24 protein-coding genes and 2 riboswitches are annotated in these 25,061 nt (G+C 67.0%); of the genes, 15 read left to right on the forward strand and 9 right to left on the reverse strand.

The annotated features are described in order from the left end of the window. Positions 1–1,053: an anthranilate phosphoribosyltransferase gene (gene trpD / locus CSW57_RS20495; RefSeq protein WP_099384310.1), complete on the forward strand. Its 1,053-nt coding sequence runs from the start codon at positions 1–3 to the stop codon at positions 1,051–1,053. A 74-nt stretch (positions 1,054–1,127) separates the two neighbouring features. On the opposite strand, the gene CSW57_RS20500 is transcribed toward trpD, so the two are convergent. After that, positions 1,128–1,403 carry an Lrp/AsnC family transcriptional regulator gene (locus CSW57_RS20500; RefSeq protein WP_023953755.1) on the reverse strand — a complete coding sequence of 92 codons (276 nt, stop codon included), beginning with the start codon at positions 1,401–1,403 and terminating at the stop codon, positions 1,128–1,130. Between the two features lie 4 nt (positions 1,404–1,407). After that, positions 1,408–3,165, reverse strand: a complete 1,758-nt coding sequence (locus CSW57_RS20505) for a DEDD exonuclease domain-containing protein (protein WP_099384311.1) — start codon at positions 3,163–3,165, stop codon at positions 1,408–1,410. Between the two features lie 568 nt (positions 3,166–3,733). Continuing rightward, positions 3,734–3,913, forward strand: a riboswitch (cyclic di-AMP (ydaO/yuaA leader). A 14-nt stretch (positions 3,914–3,927) separates the two neighbouring features. Here CSW57_RS20505 and CSW57_RS20510 point away from each other — a divergent pair. The 12 genes from CSW57_RS20510 to CSW57_RS20565 all read left to right on the forward strand — a co-directional run bounded on the left by CSW57_RS20510 (position 3,928) and on the right by CSW57_RS20565 (position 14,831). Further along, positions 3,928–4,503 carry a C40 family peptidase gene (locus CSW57_RS20510; RefSeq protein ID WP_099384312.1) on the forward strand — a complete coding sequence of 192 codons (576 nt, stop codon included), beginning with the start codon at positions 3,928–3,930 and terminating at the stop codon, positions 4,501–4,503. A 284-nt stretch (positions 4,504–4,787) separates the two neighbouring features. Next, positions 4,788–5,804 (forward strand): C40 family peptidase, encoded by a 1,017-nt coding sequence (locus CSW57_RS20515; protein ID WP_099384661.1) that lies wholly within the window; start codon positions 4,788–4,790, stop codon positions 5,802–5,804. A gap of 16 nt (positions 5,805–5,820) precedes the next feature. Then, the gene (locus tag CSW57_RS20520; protein WP_099384313.1) at positions 5,821–7,266 is read left to right on the forward strand and encodes a hypothetical protein; all 1,446 of its coding nucleotides are present in this window, start codon (positions 5,821–5,823) and stop codon (positions 7,264–7,266) included. Between the two features lie 19 nt (positions 7,267–7,285). Further along, the gene (locus CSW57_RS20525; protein WP_099384314.1) at positions 7,286–8,410 is read left to right on the forward strand and encodes a glycosyltransferase family 4 protein; all 1,125 of its coding nucleotides are present in this window, start codon (positions 7,286–7,288) and stop codon (positions 8,408–8,410) included. Positions 8,411–8,483: 73 nt separating this feature from the next. After that, on the forward strand, positions 8,484–8,903 hold the full coding sequence (locus CSW57_RS20530; RefSeq protein ID WP_099384315.1) for an SRPBCC family protein: 420 nt from the start codon (positions 8,484–8,486) through the stop codon (positions 8,901–8,903). Further along, positions 8,900–9,337, forward strand: a complete 438-nt coding sequence (locus CSW57_RS20535; protein WP_023953741.1) for an SRPBCC family protein — start codon at positions 8,900–8,902, stop codon at positions 9,335–9,337. Before CSW57_RS20530 ends, CSW57_RS20535 begins: the two co-directional genes overlap by 4 nt. Before the next feature lie 14 nt (positions 9,338–9,351). Continuing rightward, positions 9,352–10,590 (forward strand): ArsA family ATPase, encoded by a 1,239-nt coding sequence (locus CSW57_RS20540; protein ID WP_223249419.1) that lies wholly within the window; start codon positions 9,352–9,354, stop codon positions 10,588–10,590. Positions 10,591–10,661: 71 nt separating this feature from the next. Next, positions 10,662–11,114 carry a hypothetical protein gene (locus tag CSW57_RS20545; protein WP_099384317.1) on the forward strand — a complete coding sequence of 151 codons (453 nt, stop codon included), beginning with the start codon at positions 10,662–10,664 and terminating at the stop codon, positions 11,112–11,114. A 44-nt stretch (positions 11,115–11,158) separates the two neighbouring features. After that, on the forward strand, positions 11,159–12,103 hold the full coding sequence (locus CSW57_RS20550) for an ROK family protein (protein WP_099384662.1): 945 nt from the start codon (positions 11,159–11,161) through the stop codon (positions 12,101–12,103). Positions 12,104–12,193: 90 nt separating this feature from the next. Continuing rightward, positions 12,194–12,901, forward strand: coding sequence for a lysophospholipid acyltransferase family protein (locus tag CSW57_RS20555; protein WP_099384318.1), 708 nt, complete (start codon positions 12,194–12,196; stop codon positions 12,899–12,901). 7 nt (positions 12,902–12,908) lie between these two features. Next, a complete protein-coding gene (locus CSW57_RS20560) occupies positions 12,909–13,418 on the forward strand; it encodes a polyadenylate-specific 3'-exoribonuclease AS (protein WP_099384319.1) in 510 nt (169 codons plus the stop codon). A 9-nt stretch (positions 13,419–13,427) separates the two neighbouring features. After that, a complete protein-coding gene (locus tag CSW57_RS20565) occupies positions 13,428–14,831 on the forward strand; it encodes a class II 3-deoxy-7-phosphoheptulonate synthase (RefSeq protein ID WP_023953728.1) in 1,404 nt (467 codons plus the stop codon). Positions 14,832–14,855: 24 nt separating this feature from the next. Here CSW57_RS20565 and CSW57_RS20570 read toward each other — a convergent pair whose 3' ends face one another. Both CSW57_RS20570 and pknB read right to left on the reverse strand, forming a co-directional pair. Further along, positions 14,856–15,656 carry a 3-oxoacyl-ACP reductase gene (locus tag CSW57_RS20570; protein ID WP_099384663.1) on the reverse strand — a complete coding sequence of 267 codons (801 nt, stop codon included), beginning with the start codon at positions 15,654–15,656 and terminating at the stop codon, positions 14,856–14,858. Next, positions 15,648–15,741: riboswitch (TPP riboswitch) on the reverse strand. It overlaps the preceding gene by 9 nt. A gap of 58 nt (positions 15,742–15,799) precedes the next feature. Beyond that, positions 15,800–18,034, reverse strand: coding sequence for a Stk1 family PASTA domain-containing Ser/Thr kinase (pknB, locus tag CSW57_RS20575; protein ID WP_099384320.1), 2,235 nt, complete (start codon positions 18,032–18,034; stop codon positions 15,800–15,802). A 149-nt stretch (positions 18,035–18,183) separates the two neighbouring features. Between pknB and CSW57_RS20580 the strand changes: the two genes are divergently transcribed. Next, positions 18,184–18,549 (forward strand): Rv2175c family DNA-binding protein, encoded by a 366-nt coding sequence (locus tag CSW57_RS20580; protein WP_030171473.1) that lies wholly within the window; start codon positions 18,184–18,186, stop codon positions 18,547–18,549. Positions 18,550–18,586: 37 nt separating this feature from the next. Here CSW57_RS20580 and CSW57_RS20585 read toward each other — a convergent pair whose 3' ends face one another. The 3 genes from CSW57_RS20585 to CSW57_RS20595 are packed head-to-tail and all read right to left on the reverse strand — an operon-like array spanning position 18,587 to position 22,131. Beyond that, a complete protein-coding gene (locus CSW57_RS20585) occupies positions 18,587–19,501 on the reverse strand; it encodes a phytoene/squalene synthase family protein (protein WP_099384321.1) in 915 nt (304 codons plus the stop codon). After that, a complete protein-coding gene (locus tag CSW57_RS20590; RefSeq protein ID WP_099384322.1) occupies positions 19,498–21,054 on the reverse strand; it encodes an alpha-(1->6)-mannopyranosyltransferase A in 1,557 nt (518 codons plus the stop codon). Before CSW57_RS20590 ends, CSW57_RS20585 begins: the two co-directional genes overlap by 4 nt. After that, complete coding sequence (locus CSW57_RS20595) at positions 21,055–22,131, reverse strand: polyprenyl synthetase family protein (protein ID WP_370624000.1); 1,077 nt, start codon at positions 22,129–22,131, stop codon at positions 21,055–21,057. Between the two features lie 104 nt (positions 22,132–22,235). Here CSW57_RS20595 and CSW57_RS20600 point away from each other — a divergent pair, with 104 nt between their 5' ends. Then, on the forward strand, positions 22,236–23,171 hold the full coding sequence (locus tag CSW57_RS20600; RefSeq protein WP_023953714.1) for a methylenetetrahydrofolate reductase: 936 nt from the start codon (positions 22,236–22,238) through the stop codon (positions 23,169–23,171). 24 nt (positions 23,172–23,195) lie between these two features. Here CSW57_RS20600 and CSW57_RS20605 read toward each other — a convergent pair whose 3' ends face one another. Then, positions 23,196–24,290 carry a glycosyltransferase gene (locus CSW57_RS20605; RefSeq protein ID WP_189339337.1) on the reverse strand — a complete coding sequence of 365 codons (1,095 nt, stop codon included), beginning with the start codon at positions 24,288–24,290 and terminating at the stop codon, positions 23,196–23,198. 20 nt (positions 24,291–24,310) lie between these two features. Next, the gene (locus CSW57_RS24535) at positions 24,311–25,039 is read right to left on the reverse strand and encodes an LppM family (lipo)protein (protein ID WP_189339338.1); all 729 of its coding nucleotides are present in this window, start codon (positions 25,037–25,039) and stop codon (positions 24,311–24,313) included. Positions 25,040–25,061: the final 22 nt, after the last annotated feature.

Genomic DNA, 25,061 nt, shown 5'->3' on the forward strand with positions numbered 1-25,061 from the left:
GTGACCCACTCGAATGTTCCGGCCCGCACGTGGCCGCAGATTCTCGGTGTTCTGGCCGATGGCCACGACCTGGATCCCGACGGTGCCGAGTGGGCGATGAACGAGATCATGACCGACAACGCGACCCCAGCGCAGATCGCGGCCTTCGGGGTGGCGATGAAACTCAAGGGGCCGACCCCCGGGGAGTTGCTCGGCCTGGCAACGGGGATGCTCTCCCACTCCAGTGTGGTGCCAACAACGGGCGATTGCGTCGACATCGTGGGAACCGGTGGTGACCGGTCGAACACGGTAAACATCTCCACGATGGCATCGGTGGTGGTGGCCGCAGCCGGTGTGCCGGTGGTCAAGCACGGCAACCGCGCAGCGTCGTCGAAGAGCGGTGGCGCCGACGTCCTGGAGGCGCTGGGCGTCAAGATCGCGCTGACCGCCGATGGCGTCGCCACCTGTGTCGGCCAGGCCGGCATCGCGTTCTGTTTCGCCCCTGTGTTTCATCCCGCATTAAGGTTCGCGGCGGCCCCACGCAAGGAAATCGGCATACCGACGGTCTTCAATGTGCTTGGCCCCCTGACCAATCCGGCACAGCCAACCAGTGGACTGGTGGGGTGTGCCTTCGTCGATCTCGCTCCTGTCCTCGCCCAGACGTTCGCTGATCGGGGTCATTCGGTACTCGTCGTCCGCGGCGATGACGGCCTCGACGAACTGACCACGACGACGACGTCAACCGTGTGGCAGGTCGTCGACGGCGCCGTGCACACACAGACGGTGGACCCCACGACCATCGGTCTGGCCCGCGTCGAACTGGAAGCACTTCGGGGCGGCGACGCGGATCACAACGCGCAGGTCGCGCGGGACCTGTTCGCCGGAGCGACGGGGCCGGTACGCGATGCCGTGGTGCTCAATGCCGCCGGCGCACTGGCTGCCTACCGTCCCGACCGCGACGCCGACCTGCACGAACAGCTGCGCACGCAGATCGACGTGGCCGCCGACGCAATCGACTCCGGCGCGGCCGCGACCCTGCTCGACAACTGGGTGCGCGTGAGCAACGCCCTCTGACGCACCCCTCCACGGGCTGTCCGGCGGGCTCCCCGGTAGGCCATCGACCAGGGAAGTCAACCGGGTGCCCTTTTTTACTCGCCGATGGAGAAGCCGGCGTCCACGTCGGCGCTGGAGTAGCTCTTGAAGGCGATGTGGGTGGCGGTGTGTTTCACACCCGGCAGCCGACTGATCGCGGCGGTGACGACGTCGGCGATCTCCGCGTGGTCCCTGACTCGGATCTTCGCGATCAGGTCGACGTCACCGGCGCACGAGTACACCTCGGTGACGCCTGAGATGTCGGCCACTGCCTGGGCGGTCTCCGGGATCTGATGGACATCGGTCTGGATCAAGACGATGGCGGTAATCATTGACTCAGCCTAGGTCGCCCTCGAGCGTGATGGTGCGACGCGCCGTACCCACCTTGTCGCGCCAGTGGACGTGCCGGCCGCCACCGTGCCGCGGCAAGCTGAACCCGCTGGTGGCACAGACGATTCGAACACCTGGCCCGGTGAGCCACCGGTACACCAACGCGACTTCCTCGTGGGGCGCGCCGTACAGCGGCCCCGGTTCGGGGATCACCGTCTCCGCACCGGCCGCCAGCGCCGCGACCACGGGCATCGGCGGAACGCCCCGTGCGGCGACCCCGGCGCTCGCGAGGCGGCCGTGCCGGATCACCGCCAGGTCCCATCCGCCGCGTCCGTCGGGTGCGGCGGCGACCATTTCCGAGATGCGGGCCAGGGCAGCCAGTCGCTGACACCGTTCCAGGTGGGCGATGAGGTGGTCGAGGCGATCGCGTAACCGCGCGGCGTTCTCGAAGAGCTCGGCACGGGCGAGCGACTCGAGTTTGTCCAGAGCCAGCTGAACGGGGAGGTCGCTTCGGCCGCTGAACAGCTCGGCGACAGTTCGGGCTCGGGGGAGATACGCCTCGGCGGCAAGTGGTTCGGTGGTGGCCGCGTGGCAGCCGCCGACCACTCGTCGCCCGCCCGGGCCCACCTCACATACATGAAGTGCAGTGGCCCGCAGTGCGGTACGGCACGTGCGTAGGCCGCATGTGTCGGCGATGAGGTCTGCGACGTCATAGGCAGTGGCGCGGGAACGAAAGGGGCCGACCGAGGTCGCCGTCGGGGCCCGGCTGATCTTCAAGCGTGGGAATGCCTCCTCGGTGAGGCAGATCCACCAGCCGAGATGCGGGAACTTCGAACGGCGGTTGTAGGGCGGCGCGTAGGCGCCGAGGAGGCGCAGTTCGCGCACCCCGGCCTCGATCCGATGGGCACACTGGACGTGGTCGACGCGCGTCGCCAGTTCGACCATCTCGCGTATCCGGGTGCGGTTCTCCGAACCGGTGAAATAGCTGCGGACCCGCCTGCGCAGGTCGGTTGCGGTGCCGACGTACAAGACCTCGTCAGAGGGTCCGCGAAACATGTAGACGCCGGGTTCTGACGGCAGGTGATCTGCCAGACCCCTCTTGTTCCGCGTGGCGCGGGAGACCCCGGGCAGGAAGTTGCGGAGGTCGCCGAAGGTGTGGATGCCGAGATTGCCGACCCGTTCGAAGAGGCGGTGCATCACCTCGACTGTTGCGCGGGCGTCGTCGAGCGCCCGGTGGGTCGGGCGGGTCTGAACGGCGAAGAGGTCAGCGAGAGCCGAGAGTTTGACAGTCGGTGCCTCGTCTCTGGTCAGGACTCGACGGGCCAACTTCACGGTGCACAGCACCCTGCGGAACGGCCACGGGTGGCCGAGCTCGGTGGCAGCGGCGCGCAGGAAGCCGGTGTCGAACCGGGCGTTGTGCGCCACGATCACCGAGTCGCGGGCGAATTCGAGGAAGGCCGGGAGTACCTGGTCGATCGTCGGGGCCTGGTAGACCATCGCTTCGGTGATGCCGGTGAGGCGAACGATGTGTGGGGGGATACCGCGCTGTGGATCCACGAGAGTCGCGAAGTCGCCCAGCACCTCGCCGCCCCGGACCTTCACGGCGCCGATCTCGGTGATCCGGTCGCCCATCGGGCTGCCCCCGGTGGTCTCGAGGTCCACCACCACGAATGTGGTCTCCCGCAGGGGGACGTCGTCGGGGTGGTCGAGTACGGGATCGTCGAAACACAGCTGAGTCCCAGCAGCCTCACCAACAACACTCACACCGCGAACATTAGTTCGATCCACCGACACCGCCGCGGTGGTGCAATGCGAGATGGCTTGTCAGACCGTGGAGTTAGCGTTCGGCCATCGGGGTCGAACCAGAGGGCTCCGGACGTCGGGGAGAACCCTGAGAACCCTGAGAAAGGGCCCCCTAAACCGAATGAGACGGAGATCACAATGCTCATAGACTGCAACACGTGCCCGGGCCGTCGAGTCGCCTGCGACGACTGCATGATGACCGTTTTCCTGGGTCCCGTAGGTGTCCCTAACAGCGCAAACGACGAAGTTCGCTGTGATGAATTCGTTATTGACCACCAGTCGCGCATCGACGACGCCATTGCGGTGTTCCATGCTGCGGGCATGATCGGCAAGTCTGACCGTCACAGTCAGGACGTGGCAGTCAACGCAGGTAACAGGGTTTTTGTTCCCCGATCTGGCGGTCATTTGCGAGCTGGATGACCCGACACGCCGGTCGGTCTCCTGTCGGTCCCCTAGTGGACACGGACCATCACGGTTTCGTAACCTTTCTGAGACCTTGCGAAAGCGTCCACTCCAACCGGAGCGGATCGTAGGGTCGCCGCTCAATCACCGTCCTGGTGAACCGGGGAACCACTGATGCGAATGCGAGTTCACATCCGGGGTGAATCCCACTGAACCCTGAGGTCTTCAGACTTCTGGGTTCACCGGGTAGGGCCATCTTCCGGCCCGAATCCGACAGCTAACCCGGTAGGCGGATAGGGAAGAAACAGGAGACATCGCTTCGTGGCGAAACACCGTTTGCAACAGCCGAACCGGGGCATCAAGAGCGCCCGGGGCGCACTGATCGCCGGATCGATCACTCTCGGCACCATGGGAATGGCCGCAGCGCCGGCCATGGCTGCTCCGATCACCGTTCCCGGTGTCGGAACCTTCGAGATCCCGGGCCTGGCCGAAAACCAGATCCCCAATGAGTTCAAATCCCCCAGCATCCTGCCGCAGGCAGCGCAGCCGGTCCGGCCCGCAGGCCAGATCGCCGCTGATGCCGCAGTGAGCAAGATCGGTTCGCCGTATGTCTACGGCGCAGCCGGCCCCAGCGCATTCGACTGCTCGGGTCTCGTCTACTGGTCGCATCAGCAGGCCGGTCAGACCATTCCCCGGGACAGCTACGGCCAGCTCGGCGGTGGCACCCACGTCGACGCCGCGAACATCCAGCCCGGCGACGTCGTGATCTACAACGGTGGAGGCCACGCCGGCATCTACGTCGGTGGCGGCCAGGTCGTCCACTCCTCGACCGAGGGCGTGCCCGTCGGTCGGATGGGCCTCAACGACCAGTCGATCGTCGACATCCGTCGCTACTGATCTACACAACTGAACACGACCATTGGGCGGGGCCGCACTCGAGCGGCACCCGCCCAATGGCTTCCGATCACCCGGTCCCAGACAGTCTGGTCGTCCGGGCTCGGGGGAGCCGAAGGCCTGTGTAGCCTGGCCGGGTTGGCCAGTGCAACGGGATCGGTCGTACAAGACGTACCGAGTGGGCAGCTGATCTGCTCGGTACATACAGAGGCAAAAGGGCTCGGGTTGGCCCGCATGAAGTGTTGAGGAGTTTCATCGTCGTGGTGCGGAAGCGTTATGCCACCGTCATGCACACCGTGATCGCGGCTGTGGTGCTGGCGTTGGCGGTTGCACTGGGCGCGGGTGCGCCGGCCGGTGCCGAACCGGGACCGAAGAGCCCGGATGACATGCTCACCGAATACACGCAGCTGGGCCGCGAGGCCGAGCAGGCCACCGAGGCCATCCACAACACCACGATCGAACTGAACAACCAGCGCGGCGCCGTCGCGGCGGCAAACGAGGCCGCCCAGGCTGCCGAGCGCACCCTCGCCGAGCAGGAGACGCAGGCCGAGAGCCTGCAAGGCGCAGTCGATGCGCTGGTCAACGCCAGTTACCGGGGCGCGCGGGTCAATCGTCTCTACGCCGTCCTCGTCAGTGACTCGCCGCAATCACTGCTCGACCAGATGTCCGGACTCGAGATGATCTCGCGTCAGACCGTTGCCGACGTGCAGACGTTCAAGGTCGCCAACGACAAAGCGCTGGAAGCGCAAAAGGTGGCGCAGGACGCGAAGACGAAGGCCGAGCAGGCCGTGGCGGCCGCCGAGAAGACCAGCGCAGACCTTCAGGCCAAGCAAAGTGAACGAATCTTCAAGGCCACCGAGATCAGGGCGATGTACGAGTCGTTGACCGGCAAGCAGCTCGCCGCACTGGCCGGGCCCAAGATCGAGTTCGACGCCTCCATGTTGCCCGCCGGGACGGCCCCCGAGGTCATCGCTGTTCGAGCGGCGCTCACCCGGATCGGCGATCCCTACGTGTGGGGCGCCACCGGGCCGGACCAATTCGATTGCTCCGGACTGATGGTGTGGGCGTACAAACAAGCAGGGAAGACGCTGCCGCGGTCCAGTCAGGCGCAACTGGCGGGCGGCACCCCGGTGGAGCGAGATGCTCTGCGGCCCGGCGATCTGATCATCTACTACCCGGACGCCACCCACGTGGGCATGTACATCGGTAACGGTTACGTGGTGCACGCCTCGACATTCGGTGTGCCGGTCAAGGTCGCTCCGATCGACGGAGCCGGCCCGTACAACTCGGCCCGTCGATACTGACGCCACCGGATCGCCAGTGACTTCCGAGCGCGAGTCCCCAGAGCGCGAGGACCTCGACGCCGCACCGGCAGCGGACGCCACGTCCGAGCGCCGGAATCCGCCGCGCCGGAAGTGGCTGTGGGTCCTGATCGCCGTGGTGCTCGTGGCCGTTGTCGGCATCGTCGCGACAGTGCTTGTGACGTCGTCGGACTCGGACACCGATTCACCGGCTGCAACTTCGTCCGCGCGTCCGCAGAATCCGTACGAACAGTCACGGTCGCTGGGGGTCACCCTGACCTTGCAGGCCTACACCGATGCCCTGCGCGAGGGGAATGCCGAGTCGGCTCTGGCCCAACTGGATGCCTCGGCGACCACTGCCTTGCGTGAGCGGACGGGTGCATCGGCAGCGGGTCTGCCGGCCCTGCCGCTCAGTGCTTTCGAGTTCCGATTGTCGGCGAGCCGCGAGTTCGAGCGTCTTGTCCCCGCCGAACTCCAGGAGCGTCTCGACGCGCAGGGGAGCAGCGACTCCTGGGTGGCCCCTGTGCAGTTGCGATACGGGTACGAGGGGATCGACTCGATCCCGGTTGTGCTCGACCTCCCCATGGTGATGGCCCAGTATCCGGACGGCTGGAAGATGGTCGCCGATGCGGGACCGCTGTTCGGGCAGCCCGCGCCTGCGGGTCAGGTGTGGGAGTTCCCCTCACCGTCGGCGACGTCCGTCGCCACCACGCCGGGCGAGTCCTTGGTGTTGACCAACGGGTCCGACACCGGCTTCACCGCCCGCCTGAAGGAACTACTGCCGGCCGCCGCGGGAGCCGTCACGCAGTTCTGGGGCACCAAGTGGCCGCAGGGCGCGGGGATCATCGCTGCCCCCACCGACGACGAGTTCCGATCGCTCACCGGTGCTGCGACCGCCGACGCCCAGGCTGCCGCGGCCGTCTCGATCTTCACCGGAGTCGATCCCGCTGGACCGACCGCCCTGGGGCAACGCGTGGTCTTCAGTCCTCAAGCGGCGCAACTGGATCCGAACGCACTCGCGGTGGTGCTCCGGCATGAGCTTTTCCACGTCGCCGCTCGCACCGTCACCGCTCAGGCGGCCCCGGTCTGGGTGACCGAAGGCGTGGCCGAATATGTCGGCCGCCGAGGGACGTACACCCGCCTCGCCGACGCCGCCCCGACCCTGGCCGGGCAGGTCGCAGCCGGTGAGGTGCCTGCGGACCTTCCCAGCGATGCGAACTTCTCTCCGGGCAGTCCCGACGCGGCGGTGTCCTACCAGTCCGCGTGGTCTGTCGCGGCCTTCATCGCGGACAAGTTCGGTGACGACAAACTCAAACGTTTCTATGTGGCGTTGGCCGGCGCTGATCAGCCGACCGACCCCCAGCTGGTGGTCAAGTCCCAGGACACCGCCTCGAACATCGTTCTGGGGATCTCGCGCGAGGAACTCGTCGATCAGTGGCGTGGCTGGCTCACTGCGTCACCCTGATCGCCGCTACGGTGAGCCAATGCACCGTACGCTGTTGGTCACCAACGACTTTCCGCCCCGGCAGGGGGGAATCCAGTCGTACTTGCAGAACCTGGTCGAGCGGTTGCCCGCCGGCGACGTGGTCGTCTATGCGCCGCGATGGCGCGAGGACAGCCACATCCGGTTCGACGCGGAGCAGGACTACGAGGTCGTCCGCCATCCCACGACGTTGATGTTGCCCACGCCTGCGGTTGCGCGGCGGGCGGCCGATCTGGTTCGGGCGCATCAGGTGGACACCGTCTGGTTCGGGGCGGCAGCCCCTCTGGCCGTGCTCGGTCCGGCCGTGCGACGCGCAGGCGCGCAGCGTGTGATCGCCAGTACGCACGGCCACGAGGTCGGCTGGTCGATGCTTCCGGTGGCGCGGCAGGGTCTCGGCGTGATCGGCCGCGGCACGGACGTGATCACGTACGTGAGCAAGTACACGCGTGATCGATTCAGTGCGGCATTCGGCCCCCGCGCGGCGCTCGAACACCTACCGCCGGGTGTGGACACCGAACGGTTCAAGCCGGATGACGTTGCCCGACAACGTCTTCGACAATTGCACGGACTCGGTGATGCGCCGACCATCCTGTGTCTGTCCCGACTGGTCCCGCGCAAAGGGCAGGACATGTTGATCCGGGCGTTACCCGAGGTCCGTGCGGAGATCCGCGACGCCACGTTGGTGATCGTCGGGGGCGGTCCCGATGCCGAGCGGCTTCGGGACCTGGCACGCAAAGTCGGTGTCGCCGAGCACGTTCTGTTCACCGGCTCGGTACCCGCCGACGAGCTTGCCGCGTACCACAACATCGCGGATGTCTTCGCGATGCCGGCGCGTACCAGAGGTCGGGGACTTGATGTCGAAGGTCTCGGCATCGTCTATCTGGAAGCCTCGGCGTCGGGGATCCCGGTGATCGCCGGTGAGTCGGGAGGCGCCCCGGAAACGGTGAAGCAGGGCGAAACAGGTCTGGTCGTGGATGGCCGGTCGATCAGAGAGATCACCGATGCCCTGACAGCTCTGTTGGGAGACCCGGACCTGTGCGCATCGATGGGCGCTGCGGGGCGGGATTGGGTCCGGTCGCGGTGGCGATGGGAGCACATGGCCGGCCGGCTGCGGCAGCTGCTGTGACCGCGTGCCGCGCTGCGCACCGTCAAGGCAGGGTTGTGGTCGGACCGGCACGCCGATATGTGAAGCTAATGCGGTGACCAGTATCCAGGTTGCCGACCAAACTTTCATCGCGGCGCCGCCCGAGTCGGCGACCGAGGTGATCTCCGACCGCGCCAATTGGCGCCGATGGTGGCCTGATCTGCGGTTGACCGTGGTTCAGGACCGAAAAGAGCAAGGTGTGCGCTGGAAGGTGTCGGGCCCCGTCGAGGGGACGACCGAGCTGTGGCTCGAGCGGGTGCTCGATGGCTTCGTGCTGCACTATTTCCTGCACGCAGAGCCGACCGGGACGCTTCCGTCCGAGCCGAGGGCGCGCGGGACCGAGCTGGCCCGGATGAACCACCGGCGCCGGGTGGCCGGTCGCGTCATGTCGTTCGAGGTGAAGGACCGCCTCGAGCAATCCCGTCACGTCGGCGGACCGGCAGCCGGCGCATCGGCCGCGGGAGGTTCGCGATGACCGACCGCACCGAACAATCCATCGTGATCAACGCAGATGCAGCCGACATCATGGCGGTCATCGCCGATTTCGAGCAGTACCCGCGGTGGGTGTCGGCGGCCCGCAAGGTGGAGGTGACCGTACCGGGCCCCGGAGGCCGCGCGAAGCAAGTTCGGTTCGTGCTCGATGCCGGTGTCCTCAAGGACACCTACGAATTGAGTTACGAATGGGCCGCCGATGGGCACTCTGTGAGCTGGGACCTGGTCAGCAGCGATCTGCAGACCGCGCAGCACGGTAGTTACCGGTTGGTGCAGCAGGCACCCGGGTCGACGAAGGTCACCTACGAACTGACCGTGGACCTGTCGATTCCGATGATCGGACAGCTCAAGCGGCGGGCTGAGAAGGCCATCACCGACGCAGCCCTGAAAGAACTGAAGAAGAGAGTCGAAGACTGATCGATCTAGCGCCCATCCACCTCGTTCTCGGGCCGGGTGGTGCCGGAACGTCGACGGTTGCCGCCGCCGGTGCCGTCGGACTGCCGCAACACCACAGCGGGTCAGGGCGACGCGGGAAGACGCTTCTGGTGTCACTCGGCCGCTTCCGTGATGTCTCGGCGATCTTCGGTGTGTTCGCCTCGCCTGGCGAGCCCGTTCCGGCGTCGCAGCAGGTGGACATACTCGAACTGGACACACTGGCGATGGTCTCGCAGATGTGGGGTTCGGTGCGTTCCGCGCTGACCGCCGGGGAACTCACCGGTACGGGTGTGCCCGGGGCCGGCGCGGTGGTGTCGGGCCTCGACCCCGAGGAGATCCTCGGGATGCCAGGAGTCGAATCGTTGCTGGCGCTGCGCCGGATTCGCGATGAGGCAGCGTCGGGCGAGTGGGCGCAGGTGGTGATCGACATGTCCGGTGGTGTCGATCCTTTCGAACTCATGCGGGTTCCTCAGATGGTGGCCGACATGATCGAGAGGTTGTGGCCGCGTCACCGGCGCCTTGCGGCCGCAGCGGACAACGTACGCATTGCCCGCGTCGTGGGGATGGTCGATGCTCTGGTGCGCGATTGCGCGGACGTCGACGAGCTGCTGTTCGACGCGTCCGGCGTTCAGGTCCACGTGGTGGTCGGGGTCGACCGCGACGGTGCGGCCTCGCTGGACCGTGCCCGAGCCATCTTGCAACTGATGGGGCTGCCGGTGTCGACCATCCTGGCCAACCGGGTGCTGCCCGAGGTGTTGTCGGTCGACGCGCACACAGCGGAAGGGCCTGGCAGTTCATCGTGGCTCGACCACCAGATCGCCGCCCAGTCAACGTTGGTCGATCATCTACGGGCGACCAAGGACGAGGCCGAGGTGGTGTGCGTGCCGTGGGTCTCCGGGCCTATCGATTCGGTCTTGTCGTTGCGCAAGCTCGGCGTCGATCTGTCTGGCGGGCAGATGGCAGCGGTGGGCCCACGGGCCGCACGGGTCGGACGCGAGTCCGGGTCCGGGCTCGATTCGGTCTATCGGATGACGTGGACGCAGTCACTTCCCGACCCGTCGGGACTACAGCTCGGCCGCAGCGGTGACGACTTGATGGTCACGGTGAGCGGGGTGCGGCAGCGGATTCGGCTGCCGTCGGTCTTGCGGCGTTGCGTCGTCATGGGCGCGTTCTGGGACGCCGGCGAGCTCACCGTACGCTTTCGGCCGGACCCCGATGTATGGCCGCAGAATTGACAGATGAGTAAGAATGGCGGGCACCGCGAGAGTGTCCGATCGCGCAAGCAGTCGAACGAGGGAAGGCCGGCGTGAGCGACGAGCAGGGCAGGGCCGCAGGTGGGCCTGGCGGCGCCCGGCCAGGAGGCGATGCCGAGGCCTGGCGCACCCTCGTGCTCGGTGTCCTCGAGCGAGTCGACCACTTTGCGACCGTGCTGCTCGACGAAAACGGGGCGGCGGCCAGGCGGGCGGGCGGCGGCGCGACAGCGGATGGCGCCTCGTTTGTGGCCACCGACTTCGCCGGTCAGGCCCGCTTGGCGTTCGACACGATCATCGACGAGGCCGGAGATCTGTTGTGGCAGCTCCTCAGTCAGCTGATCGCCATCCTCGAGGCCGTTCAGCAGGCGCTGGAGCAGGTCATCGGCGCGCGTCCGGAACCCGGGCCCCGGCGTCCGGCGGGTGGCACAAGTGCCCGTGACGCCGTCTATCAGCCCATCACCGTGTTGTTCGAGCCGGTGGGGGACGTCCCGCGGGGTGACCCGTGAGTGCCCACGAGTCCACCCCGAACCGTCAGGGCCAGCGCGGGGACATGGCGATCGGTATCGATATCGGGGGCACCAGCATCCGTGCCGCGATCGTCGACGAGCAGGGGCAGGTACATGACACGGTGCGAGCTCAGACGCCCACGACGGTGTCCGCGCTCGAGACCTGCCTCGACCGCACCGTCGCCGAGCTGACCGCACGCTGGGACGTCATCGGGGTGGGCGTCGCCGTCGCCGGGTTCCTCACCAGTGATCGTCAGGTCATCCGTTTCTCACCGCATCTGCCCTGGCGTGAGGCCCGCGTGGCCGAGGAGATGTCGCGCAGGATCGGACTGCCGGTGGTCTGCGAACACGACGCAAACGCCGCCGCTGTCGCCGAGTATCACTTCGGCGCGGCCGCGCGAGGTCACAACACGCTGGTCATTGCGATCGGCACGGGTATCGGAGCGGGTTTGCTGCTCGATGGCGAGATCTACCGCGGCAGCTTCGGTGTCGCGCCCGAACTCGGCCATCTGCGGGTCATGCCCGACGGCCGGCCATGCTCCTGTGGCAAGTTCGGGTGCTGGGAAAGGTATTGCAGCGGAACGGCTCTGGTCGACACGGTGGTCGAGCTGATCGCCGACGGTGGGATGTGGAACAGCAAACTCGCCCGCGACATCTCCGACGACCCCGGCTCGCTGACCGGACGGCGGATAGCGGCGGCGGCGCATGAAGGCGATGCGCTGGCGCTGGCGGCGTTCGCCGAGTTCGCCCGATGGCTGGGTCTGGGGCTGGCGATGTGCTGTGACGTGTTCGACCCTGATCTCGTGGTACTCGCGGGCGGTGTCGGTTCGTCCTCGGGTCTGTTCCTGGACGAGGCGCGCGAACACTACTCGGCGTTGCTCACCGGTGCCGGACACCGGAGGATGGCGCGAATCCGCGGGACCCAGCTGGGCGAGGCGGCCGGGATGATCGGTGCAGCCCAGATCGCGAGGACCGAGGCCAGGCGCTGACGCCACCGCAGCGGGGTGGGTAAGGTTTTGTGCGTATGTGGTGTCGGTGACAGTGGCGGTCGGAAGTGATTCGTCGGAGAGTGGGAAGACATGTGGTACTGGGTCTTCAAATACGTCCTGATGGGGCCGGCGCTGCGAGTGCTGGGGCGCCCCAAAGTCGAAGGGCTGGAGAACCTTCCGGCGAAGGGCCCGGCGATCCTGGCGAGTAATCATCTTGCGGTGGTCGACAGTTTCTATCTGCCGCTGATGGTGCCGCGCCGGATGTACTTCCTCGCCAAGAGCGAGTACTTCACCGGAACGGGCGCCAAGGGCGCCTTCCAGCGGTGGTTCTTCAACGCCTCGAGTCAGATCCCCATCGACCGCACCGGTGCCGACGCCGCGGCCGGAGCCCTGATGGCCGCCAAACGCAAACTCGACACCGGCGACCTGATGGCGATGTATCCGGAGGGAACCCGGTCGCCGGACGGACGACTGTACAAGGGCAAGACCGGCCTCGCGCGGATCGCGATGCAATGCGGTGTCCCGGTGATCCCCGTGGCCATGATCGGCACAAGCGAACTCAACCCGCCCGGGACGACGATCCCGCGGTTCGGACGCATCACCGTCAAGATCGGCAAGCCCCTCGACTTCAGTCGTTACGAGGGGATGGAGGGCAACCGTTTCATCGAGCGCGCCGTCACCGACGAGATCATGTACGAGTTGATGCACCTGAGCGGCCAGCAATACGTGGACGTGTACGCCGCCTCGCTCAAGGAGCAGGCTCAGCCGCCCGCCACCAACACATCGCCGGCCGCCTGAGCCGCCGGTGCGTTATTTCTACGACTGCGAGTTCATCGAGGACGGACGAACGATCGAATTGGTGTCGATCGGGGTCGTCGCCGAGGACGGACGTGAGTTCTACGCGGTGTCCACCGAGTTCGATCCCGACCGGGCCGGCCAGTGGGTGCGCGCACAGGTTCTGCCCAAGCTGCCGTCGCCGGCGTCCAAGGCATGGCGTAGCCGCGCGCGCATCCGCGACGACCTGCTGGAGTTCCTGACCGCCGGGGAAGGCCGTATCGAGCTGTGGGCCTGGGTGGGCGCCTACGACCACGTGGTGCTCTGCCAATTGTGGGGACCGATGACCGCTCTGCCCCGGTCGATGCCGAGGTACACCCGTGAACTGCGTCAGCACTGGGAATTGAGCGGCCGTCCCGAATTGCCTCCGGCTCCCGACGACGCCCACGACGCGCTCGCCGACGCCCGGCACAACCTGAACAAGTGGCTGGCCATCGAAGCGTTCCGAGGTGAGGGGCAGCTCGATCACGCGGGGCATTAGGCTGGGCACGTGGTGAACTGGACCGTAGATGTTCCGATTGAAGAACTGCCCGAACTACCGCCGCTGCCGGGAGACCTGGCAGAGCGATTTGCGCAGGTGCTGGACAAGCCTGCGCTGCAGCAACCGAGCTGGCCTGAGGACAAGGCCCGTGCGATGCGCACGGTGCTCGAGAGTGTCCCCCCGATCTGCCTGCCGAACGAGGTCGAGCGCCTCAAGGCGCAGCTCGCCGAGGTCGCGCTGGGACGGGCGTTCCTGCTGCAGGGCGGCGACTGCGCCGAGACCTTCGCCGACAACACCGAACCGCACATCAAGGGCAACATCCGCACCCTGCTGCAGATGGCAGTGGTGCTGACCTACGGCGCCAGCATGCCTGTGGTCAAGGTGGCCCGCATCGCGGGCCAGTACGCCAAGCCGCGCTCTTCCGACACCGACGCACTGGGGCTGCCGTCCTACCGCGGCGACATGGTGAACGGTTTCGTCGCCGAACAGTCCGTCCGAGAGCACGATCCGTCTCGACTGGTCCGGGCGTACGCCAACGCAAGTGCCGCCATGAACATGGTGCGCGCGCTCACCGGTGCAGGTCACGCCGATCTCCACCGCGTACACGACTGGAACCGGGAGTTCGTGCGCACATCGCCGGCCGGTGCGCGTTACGAGGCGCTCGCCTCGGAGATCGATCGCGGGCTGCGTTTCATGGACGCGTGCGGGGTTCGCGACTCGAACCTGGAATCGGCAGACATCTACGCCTCACACGAGGCGCTCGTGCTCGACTACGAGCGTGCGATGCTGCGGCTGGCGGACGACCCGGAAGACCCCGACAGCGGCAAGAAGGTGCTGTACGACCTGTCCGCGCACTTCCTGTGGATCGGCGACCGGACCCGGCAGCTCGACGGAGCGCACATCGCCTTCGCCGAGCTGATCTCCAACCCGATCGGTCTCAAGATCGGCCCGAGCACCACGCCCGAGCTCGCCGCCGAGTACGTCGAGCGACTCGATCCGCACAACGTGCCCGGCCGTCTCACCCTGGTCGCCCGGATGGGCAACGGCAAGGTTCGTGACCTGCTGCCGCCGATCGTCGCGGCGGTCGAGGCCACCGGGCACAAGGTGATCTGGCAGTGCGATCCGATGCACGGCAACACCCACGAGGCGAGCACCGGCTTCAAGACCCGCCACTTCGACCGCGTGGTCGACGAGGTGCAAGGTTTCTTCGAGGTGCACCACGCACTGGGAACCCATCCCGGTGGCGTGCACATCGAACTCACCGGGGAAGACGTCACCGAGTGTCTCGGCGGCGCACAGGACATCTCGGACATGGATCTGGCCGGCCGATACGAGACCGCGTGTGATCCGCGGCTGAACACCCAGCAGTCACTGGAGCTGGCGTTCCTCGTCGCGGAGATGCTCCGGGGGTAACCGCTCGACGGCGAAGTCGGTGCTTCAGTCCTTGACGAGGCCGCCGTCGACCACCAGGTTCTGACCGGTCACCGCCCGTGCCCACGGTGAGGCGAAGAACAGAACAGCGTCGGCGAACTCGGCGGGAGTGGTGACCCGTCGCAGAGGCGTGCTCTGGGCGATGAGATCGAACACCGCCTCGGGGGTGGCGGCGCTGGCGTCGGTGGTTCGCAGCAGGCCACCGGACACCATGTTGACGGTGATCGACTCGGGTCCGAGATCGGCAGACAGGGTCCGAGTCAACGCGAGCAGTGCAGCCTTGGCCGCGGTGTAGTCGAGGTAGGGCACAACCGGGTTCTGGACGAGGTTGGTCCCGATGGTGACGATGCGGCCGAATCCCGCCTCGCGCATCCCTGGCAGAGCTGCCTGTGTGGTGTGCAGGGCGCCGGCAACACTGCCCCGTAGTTGGGCGTCGAACGCCTGCCATTCGATGGCGTCGACTGACGGCCGTGCATCGCCGTTGAACGAGAAATCGATCAGCGCGTTGTTGATCACGGTGGTGACGGGAGCCCCGAAATGCGCACGGGCGGTTGCGAGCATGTCCAGCACGGCGTTCCGATCGGTGACATCTGCCTGCACGGCCAGGCATCGGCCGGCCCCCAGTTCGTCGGCGAGCGCGTCGGCGGCCGCTTGGCTGCGGTGGAAGTTGATGACCACCCGCGCCCCCTGGGCGGCGAACGCCCGGGTGATCGCGGCGCCGAGTCCACGGGCCCCGCCGGTCACCAGGACGATCTGCTCGGACAGTGGCCGGTGATCGGAATCATTCTCGGGCGCAACTGAGTTCACGATGGACATCCCTCCGCCAGCATTACCTGGTCAGGTACAGCGGGTCTGATCTCAGCCGACGTGTTCGGCACCCCGTGTCACCGGCAATCAGATCACACCGGGCCACACGACGGAGACCGCGCATGCGCAGCGGCCGGGCAACGTCAGGGGAACGAGGTGATCTGCACCGTGCTGCCCTGCTTCACCCGGGTACCGCCACCCGGATTCTGCCCGACCACGAGCGACACACTCGAGCGCGTCAGGCCCCGACTGTCCACGGAGAGGCCGGCTGCCTCGAGCTTGCTCTTCGCGGTCCCGACCGTGTCGCCGGTCACGTTCGGGACATCGACGCCGTCGGATACGAAGATGCGCACGACCGGGTCGCGAGGGTCCACCCTCGCCCCGAAGGCGGGGCTGGCGGTGGTGATGGTGCCCGCTTTCGCGTCACCGTCGGTGGACGTGCCGCCGTCTTGCGCGATCAGCCCCGCGTCTTGCAGGACCCGCCGCGCCTCGTCGGGGGTCTTGCCGGACAGGTCCGGCACCTTGATCGCGTCGGACACCACGAGTGTGACGGTGCTGCCCGGCTCCGCGAGGGTGCCCGAGCCGGGGTCGGTGCCGATCACCTTGCCGCCGTCGACATCCGGACTGAACTCCTTGCGGACGGTGCCGGCCTTGAGTTTCGCGGTCTTGAGCAGCGCGGTGGCGTCGTCCTGATCGCGTCCGGCCACATCGGGCACCGAGATCGGCTCGGGGCCTCGGCTGGTGATGATCTGCACTTCGCTGCCGACCGCAACCGTGGTGCCCGAACTGGGACTGAGTGAGACCACCGACCCCTTCGGCGCGGTGGCGCTGTACTGCTGGCGTGCAACCACGGGCGTGAGAGTGCGGTCGCGCAGACGTTTCTCGACCACGGCGAGCGGATCACCCGAGGAGAGGTCCGGGACTTTGGGCTGTCCCACCGAATACGACAGATCGACGTCCGAGAATCTGCTGACGCGCGTGCCAGGCGCGGGCTCGACGGCCATCACCTGGTCGACCGGCAGCTCGTTGTCGTAGGTCGGCTTCTCCACCACGTCCAGTCCGGCGTCTTCGATCGCCTCGGTCGCTGCCACGCGGTCCATCCCGTTCAGTTCCGGAACGGTGGTGAAGCGACCCGACCCGAGCCACCACCCGGCGACGCCGAGCGTCGCCGCGAGCAGCACCACCACGAGCACCCAGATCAGCGCATTGCGGCGCGACTTGCGCCGGCGTTCCTCGAACTCGGCTGCATGCGACAGCAACATGGGTGAACCGGACGGCGGGCCCTGGGCGTAGGCGGGTGGGGGCGTCGGTGGTTGAGGCGGTCCGTGACCTTCGGGATGCCGGGTGTCCGGTGGAAGTGTCTGCACACGAGTCGGGTTACGGACATCGGGTTGCGCGGCCGCCCTCGCCGGCAACGGGTCGGTGAGGTCCGGGTCGACGGCGGCCCCGGGACGGTGTTGCTGACGGTCGCGAAACGCGACCATGGTCTCGCGTTCGGCGGAGCGGGTCGGCGCCGGGACGGTGAACGCGGGCAGCTGCAGATCGTCCGCGATCTCGTCGAGTACCTCGCGCATGTGATGTCCGTCGCGGTAGCGATCCGCAGGGTTGCGTGCGGTCGCGGTGAGGACGAACTCATCGAACTCGCGGGGCACACCTGGGATCACCGAACCCGGCGGCGGGACGTCGTTGTGCAACCGCTGGTAGGCCAGACCCAGTGCGGTGTCACCGGTGAAAGGTGTTCGGCCGGTCAGCATCTCGAACACGAGAATGCCTGTTGAGTACACGTCGGAACGAGCATCGGCCGACGCGGTTTCCACCTGTTCGGGGGAGAGGTAGGCAGCTGTTCCCAGGATCACGCTGTTGGAGGTGATCCCGGCGGCCGCGATCGCCCGGACCAGCCCGAAGTCGACGACCTTCACCTCCCCGTCGTCGGAGATGAGGACGTTCTCGGGTTTGACGTCGCGGTGCACCAGCCCGGCACGATGCGCGGCACCGAGTGCTCCCAGGACCGGCGCCGCGACCGCGGTGACCGCGTGGGGTGGCATCGGTCCGCGCTCACGTAGCAACTCGCGCAGGGTGCCGCCCTGGACGAGTTCCATCACCAGGAATGCGTAGTCGCCGTCCGCGCCCTGGTCGTACACCGCGACCAGGCCGGGGTCCTTCAGCCGGGCAACGGACCGGGCCTCGAACTCCAGGCGGGCAAGGAACTGTGGGTCGGCCGAGAAACGCGGATCCATGACCTTGACCGCCACCGGACGATCGAGGCGCAGATCCATGCCCAGGTACACACTCGACATCCCCCCGCGGGCGATCAGCGCATCGATCCGATAGCGACGCTCGATCAGGACGCCGAGCAACACGTCGGACGGGGCGTTCACCAACTTGGGCCTTTCTCGGCAGGGCGGGACACGAACAACGAGTCCACCCTAGCGAGGGAGTGTCGAGAAAAGATCACGGAACATGTGTGGCGCCCGCGCCCGGAACGGTGATTCGACGCGTCGACCATCGCCTGGGTACCCTCGTCCCCGTGGGTTCCGTACCGCTTTCCGAAGACACGCTGCCTGCTGACGTCGAAGTGTTGTCGGTGTCACAGGTCTCCTCCCGAATGGGATTCTCGAACAGCAAGATCCTCAACCTGATCACCGACCACCAGTTGCTCGCGGTTCGCCGTGACGGGCAGGTGGCCATTCCGGCCCTGTTCTTGGACGGCCCGGAGATCACGAAACATCTTCCCGGGCTCATCGACGTCCTCCTCGACGGCGGCTTCAGCCGCGACGAGGCCTTGCGTTGGCTGTTCACGCCGCACGACGACCTCGACATCACCCCGGCTCAGGCACTGCACGGTCATCAGGCCCGTGAGATGGTGCGTCGGGCCCAGGCAGAAGCGTTCTGACCGGTCCCTCCTGATCAGGCCGGTCGGGTACCGGTGCCTAGGACCGAGCAAGCGTGCGGCCCCGGGTGCTCACGGCACGGGCCACGTGACCGAGGCGGGCCGGTTTCGACACCCGCACGCGTTCGGTGAGTACGCGGTAGCCGCTACGTTCGACCTCGTCGAGGATCGCGCGGTACATGGTGAATGCTGCTCGGATGCCCGGCCGGCTCGACGGCGACAGCATCTCGATTCCTGGTTCGGCCCGGCGGTATTCGGCACGGGTCAACGCGATCAGATGCGCCAGGGCGCGGCGTAGTTCACCCGGTACCTGACCTGTGCGTCGGCATCGTCGCAGCATGGATTCGTCCACCCCGAAGACCGCGAGTTCGTCGGTGGGTAGATAGATGCGGTCGCGATCGAGGTCTTCGCCGGCGTCCCGGATGAAGTTGGTCAGCTGGAACGCGTCGCCGAGCGCTCGCGCGGGCGTGATGGCGACATCCCCGGCGACCACCGTGCCGAGGATCGGCAACATCTGCAATCCGATCACGCTTGCCGACCCGTACATGTAGTCGCGCAGTTCAGCCATCGTCCGATACCGCGCGACGTGGATGTCGCTGTCGGGGATGTCCATCCTCATCGAGCGCATGAACGCGTCGAAGTACCGGTGGTCGATGTCGAATGTGGTGATGGTGTCCGCGACCGCCAGCACTTCGGGCCGGCGGGGGAGATGCCCCGGATCGGACAGAGCCGCGTGCAGGTCGGCCTCGATCGCGTCGAGTGCGGACAGTCGGTGTTGCCCGGATCCCGTGTCGACGATGTCGTCGACCATGCGCGCGAAACCGTAGAGCGCATAGACCCCGGCGCGTTGTCGCCGCGAGAGCAGTTGCGTACCAAGGTAGTAACTGCGGCCGTGGGTGGCGGTGAGCTTGCGGCAGTGCTCGTAGGCGGGTTCGAGTCGCCCGTCACCGATCATGCGGGCGCTCCGGTGACGGGGGCCGGGGAGGGTCCACGGGTCACCCGGCGCAGACGCAAGGGGTCCTCGCGGATCAACGACCAACCCGCAAGTGCCGAGAGGGCAACGGCGACAACCACATCGGTCAGCTTGTACATGAAGATCTCGTCGTCCGGGCCGAACACCTGGAGGAGGAACACCGAATAGAACACGATGGCCGCCACTGCCCATCGCTCGATGGTGAAGGCGGCAGCCAGCACAAGCGCCCAGGTGTAATACCAGGGCAGCGTGGACGGTTCGAGTAACAGGACGGCGAGCATGGCCCACGCCATCCCGGTGACCGCGGCACGCTCACCTCGTCGAAACCACAACCAGAGACCCACCAGGGTGAGCGCCAGGACAACCGACCCCACCGCGCGCGTCACCTCGAGCACCGGCAACAGCGGCAGGGCGGTGAATGGTGATGCGGCAAAAGTGATGAGGTGCGCCACCGCGGTGGGAATGGTCAGCCAATTGATGATCTTTGCGGCCCACGTCAGCCCCAGCAGCCAGCCGAACCCGTGGCCGACGAGCAACGTCAGCAGCCCGAAGACGGCCACGGACACCCCGATGATCGAGGCGAGAACGCGAGCCACGTCCTTGGCACGGACGTCACGCTCATCGCGGATGTGGGACAACCAGATCCACAACACGAAGGGGATGGCGACACCGGCGGTGATCTTGATCGACATGGCGAGGGCGAGAACGCCGGCGCCTGAAACGTGTTTGCGTGTCACCACGAGCGTGACCCCGGCAATGAGGACGCCCATCATCAACAGCTCGACGTGCGGTCCTCCCACCAGGTGCACCAGCACAAGAGGATTGAGGACCGCGAGCCAGAGCGCCAGAGCGGGGTCGGTGCCGAAATGTCTGGCCAGCTTCGGAAGCGCCCACAACGTCAAGAACAGCCCGGGCACGAGGACCAGCCGCATGACCAGCACACCCACGACGGGCTCGTCGCCGGTCACCCGGGTGACCGCGCCCGTGAGCGACATGAACGCGGGACCATAGGGAGCTGTGGTGGTCGCCCATACCTGGGCCATCGAGTCGAGCAGGGCCCCGGGCTGTACAGCAGGCCCATCGGCATACGGGTTGAATCCGTCGCGTAACAACGCCCCCTGGGCGAGATACGCGTATACATCCCGGCTGTAGAGCGGCACGGCGACCATCAGGGGCGCCGACCACGCGATGGCCGCCCAGCCGACTGTGCGGGCGGCGCCGTCGGTCGGGGTTGCGGCGCGGAGCGTGCGACCCACGCGTACCCAGGCGACCACCATCACCGCCACACCCAGCCAGAACGACATTCCCGCCATGGTTTTACCGTGTCCGAACGACAGCCACGACAATCCCAGATCCTGCAGTGAGGTCTGGTTCCGAGGGATGTCGCCGACCCCGAAGCTCCCGATGGTGACGAGCAATGATCCGGCGAAACCGAGCAGGACGGATCCGCCGATCGCCGTCGCACCGAACTCACGCAGCCGACGGATGTTGTCGCCCACCGACGTGTGCGGACGTGCGGTGTCAGAGCGAGCCATTCAGGTCTGCCGCCGGGTCATGGCCGTTGCCAGGTCCGTCAATTCGGACTTGGCGGCCGGGGTCGCGTTGCTGGCGGCCAAGGTCGTCAGAGCCGAGTCGACGAGACCGTCGATCTGCTGCTCCACAGCCTGCACTGCACCACTGTTCTCGATGATCCCGGTGATCTCCGCCAAGTCCGCTGGACCGAGGTCGTGCCCGATCCCGTCCCGAAGCTTCTGTGCGGCAACCGGATCGTTGGTGTCGGCGAAATCGAGTGCGGCGGCCAGCAGTGCGGTGCGCTTGCCTGCCCGGAGGTCGTCACCCGCCGGCTTACCGGTCACCGACGGATCGCCGAACACCCCGAGCAGGTCGTCGCGAAGCTGGAACGCCACGCCGATGTCGGTGCCGAACGAGCGCAGTGCATCCACCAGGGCGTCATCGCCGCCACCGATCACGGCGCCGAGCTGCAGCGGCCGTTCCACGGTGTACGCCGCCGTCTTGAACCGCATCACCCGATGAGCAGCGGAAGGAGATTCGTCCCCCGACGCCTCGGTCCGGATGTCCAGCAGCTGCCCGGCCAGTACCTCTGTCCGCATCCCGGACCACACCGGTGTGACCTGGCCGAACACGTCGGGGCCGAATCCGGCGCCCGCGAGCAGATCGTCCGCCCACGCGAGTGCGAGATCGCCGAGCAGGATGGCCGCGCCTTCGCCGTAGTGGTCCGCCGCACCGAGCCAGCCGGCAGCCCGATGTCCTTCTTCGAAATGGCGGTGGATGGTGGGGTGACCCCGGCGGGTGTCGGAACGATCGATGATGTCGTCGTGAATCAGGGCGCAGGCCTGTACGAGCTCGAGGGCCGCGCACACGGTCAGCATCTCGTCGGGAAGTGTCCGGGCCGGGCCGGCAGCGCGGTAACCGGCCCAGGCAAAGGTGGGCCGGGCCCGTTTACCGCCACGCAGTACAAAAGCCTCCATCGCATCCACCGCTTCGGCGAAACCCGGGGAGATGGCAGTCACCGTGGGCCTGCGATCTTCGAAGACCTGCCGCAACAACTCGGTCGTCGCCATCGGGACGTCGCGCAGGAACTCGATTGCCACGGCTTCACCTTAGCGGTGGCGCGATCGGTGTCGTGTTGTCGCGGGTTGACCACGTCCGTGGCACCACATGGTCTCGACCACGGCGCCGACCGTATGCTTGTCAGGTGAGTTCGCAGCAATCCCACCCGTCGATCGTGCAGCGACTGGCCGAGCCACATCCGGGGCCGGTGCCGTTTTCGGTCGAGTTCTACCCGCCCCGCGATGAGCAGGCCGAGGCGCGTCTGTGGCGTACGGTGCGGATCTTCGAACGAATGGGCCCCGCTTTTGTGTCCATGACCTATGGGGCGGGCGGGTCCACCCGCGACCGCACGTTGCGTATCACCGGCCAGCTCGCCCGGGAGACCACATTGCTGCCGGTGGCGCACCTGACCGCGGTCGGCCACAGCGTCGCCGAACTGCGCGCGATGATCGGTGGGTACGCGGACAAGGGCATCACCAACATCCTCGCGTTGCGCGGTGACCCCCCGGGCGATCCGCTCGGCGAGTGGGTCAAGCACCCCGAGGGCGTCGAGTACGCCGAGCAACTGGTGCGGCTCGTGCAGGAACTCGGCGACTTCAACGTCGGTGTCGCGTCGTTCCCGGAAGGCCATCACCGGGCGCCCGACCTCGACCACGACACCAAATATCTGGTGTCGAAACTCCGGGCCGGAGCCCAGTATTCGATCACGCAGATGTTCTTCGACGTCGACGACTTCCTGCGGCTGCGCGACCGGGTCACCGCCATGGACCCCGAACAGGGTGCCAAACCGCTGATTCCCGGGATCATGCCGATCACGTCACTGGCGTCGGTGCGGCGGATGGTCGAGCTGTCGGGGTCGGTGCTGCCCGAGGCCGTCGACCGGCGGCTCGCCGCGGCGGCGGGCGACGGTTCGGAGGAGAACCGTGAAGCTGTGCGGGCCGTCGGGATCGACCTGGCCACGGAGATGGCCCAGCGGTTGATCGATGAGGGCGTGCCGTGTCTGCACTTCTGCAGTCTCAACTTCGCCAAGGCCACCAGCGAGGTCCTCGAGCGCCTCGGTATGAACGTGATGGCTGCCTGACAGTCCGACCGGCTCGCCTGTAGATCAGCGTGGCGAGAGACCGCGACCTTTCCAGTCGAGTGTGCCGCGCCGGCGGGCTCGCAGTGAGTCGCCCACCGCTGCAACGGCCAGTGCGGTGGACACCGGATGTGCGACGGCCGAGACGATGTCGACCGGGCTGAGCGCTCCGGTTTCGGCATGTCGGGCGACCATTCGGGACGCAGACGCCGCGGTCAGCGTCAGCAACGCACGGGACCGTCGTCGACCCCGGACCAGGTGCACCACCGGCAGTACATAAACGGCACCGGCGACCAAGGCGACGATGCTCGCGCCCGCAGGGCTTCCGAACTCGGTGCTCAGCCACCGCCGGTATCCGCCCCAGGTGTCTGCCGCACCCTCGTACATCCGGCACCAGACGACCCCACGACCGCTGCGGATCGCCGACGACATCCCGGCGGAGCGGTAGCGGCGGGCCAACGCGAGGTCCTCGGTGATGGTGGCGCGAACCGCGCTGTGGCCGCCGGCGCGGCGGTAGTCATCCAGCGACGTCACCAGGAACTGCCCGTTTGCCACGGCCATCGACCGGGGTAGCAGACGCTCGGAGATAGCCAACGGCACCGAGCTGAGCCAGGACCAGCTGAGCAGTGGTTGAACCAAGTACTCCAGCAGCGATCCGGCCTGCTGCGACGGCCACACGGTGAGGAGTCCGCCTCCCGACCTGGCCAGTGTGCCGATCGCGCGGTGCAGTGCCGCAGGGCCCAGACGTACGTCGGCATCCACGAACACCAGGGTTCCGTCGGTGATCTGGGCGGTCAAGAGATCCAGGGCGTGGTTCTTGCCGGTCCATCCGGCCGGTGGCGGCTGTTGGTTGCGGACCACCGTGAAACGCGGATCATCGGCCGCTGCTGCGACGGCAACTTCCGCGGTGCCGTCGGCGGAATCGTCATCACAAATCAGCACGCGCAGGTCCGCGATCGCGTGCTGGACTTTCAAGTCGTCTACCAGGTCGGCGATCCGCTCGGCCTCGTCGCGTGCCGGCACGCACACCCACACCGCCCCGACCACCGGGTCGGCGTCGGCTGCGAGATCGGTGAACCGCCGGGTGTTCACCACTGTCAGAACAAGATTGACGATGGGCACCGCCGCCGCGAGGTTGCCGATCAGCGGGATGATCCCTGTTTGTCGCGTGGTCTCTTCGCCGGGGCACCTGGACGGGGGGACTGGTCCCGGTTGACCCAGGCCAGGGCGACGACGAGGACGGTCACCGCCAGAGCGATGCCGGCCATCAGGCCAGTCCAGCCGGTGAAGGCCGCCGTACCAGGTTCGTCGTAGCGCGCTTCCGCGGTCATCGGGGAGGCCTTGCCGATCTCCGGCTTCCACGACACCGCGTCGTCGCCGTCCTGTTGTCCGTTGGTGGCGCTGACCGGCCCGGCGAACTGGACCGAGAACTCGACATAGTCGCGGCCAGGCGCCAGACCCAACAGGTCGGCGGTACCGCGGAACGTGACCGCGTCGCCGCGACGCTGCGCCTGCAGGTCCATGGCCACGGCCGCGTCGGGATATGCATCTTCGACGAGTTCACCCAGCTGGGTGAACTGGCCCAGAGTCGCCTCGGTGAATGTGGCACGGGTGCCGATCAGTCCGTCGCGTTTGAACTCGGTCGCGCTGACCACGGTCTCCAGCGACTGGGGCACGTCGATCTGGGGACCCTTCTCCTGGCCGACATCCTTCTCCGCGAGGACAAGAGCGCCCCACATGCGGTCACCGAACTGGGCGGGGGAGTCCGAACACGCCGCCAGGAGTGGGACCCCGACGAGGGCCATCAGCAGCATGACCAGCGTGAGGCCGCCGGTACGGCGACCACGGGGGCGGGTTTGGATCACAGGCACGCGATCATCTTTCCATCAGGCC

Origin of the sequence: Williamsia muralis, assembly GCF_002735905.1 — a bacterium.
In the GTDB taxonomy this organism is placed as follows: Bacteria; Actinomycetota; Actinomycetes; order Mycobacteriales; family Mycobacteriaceae; genus Williamsia; species Williamsia muralis_A.

Excerpts from the sequence above, each read along its gene's own strand:
- CSW57_RS20500 (WP_023953755.1), bottom strand. The coding sequence starts at position 1,403 with ATGATTACCGCCATCGTCTTGATCCAGACCGATGTCCATCAGATCCCG.
- CSW57_RS20515 (WP_099384661.1), top strand. The coding sequence starts at position 4,788 with ATGCACACCGTGATCGCGGCTGTGGTGCTGGCGTTGGCGGTTGCACTG.
- CSW57_RS20525 (WP_099384314.1), top strand. The coding sequence starts at position 7,286 with ATGCACCGTACGCTGTTGGTCACCAACGACTTTCCGCCCCGGCAGGGG.
- CSW57_RS20535 (WP_023953741.1), top strand. The coding sequence starts at position 8,900 with ATGACCGACCGCACCGAACAATCCATCGTGATCAACGCAGATGCAGCC.
- CSW57_RS20550 (WP_099384662.1), top strand. The coding sequence starts at position 11,159 with ATGGCGATCGGTATCGATATCGGGGGCACCAGCATCCGTGCCGCGATC.
- CSW57_RS20555 (WP_099384318.1), top strand. The coding sequence starts at position 12,194 with ATGTGGTACTGGGTCTTCAAATACGTCCTGATGGGGCCGGCGCTGCGA.
- CSW57_RS20585 (WP_099384321.1), bottom strand. The coding sequence starts at position 19,501 with ATGATCGGTGACGGGCGACTCGAACCCGCCTACGAGCACTGCCGCAAG.
- CSW57_RS20590 (WP_099384322.1), bottom strand. The coding sequence starts at position 21,054 with ATGGCTCGCTCTGACACCGCACGTCCGCACACGTCGGTGGGCGACAAC.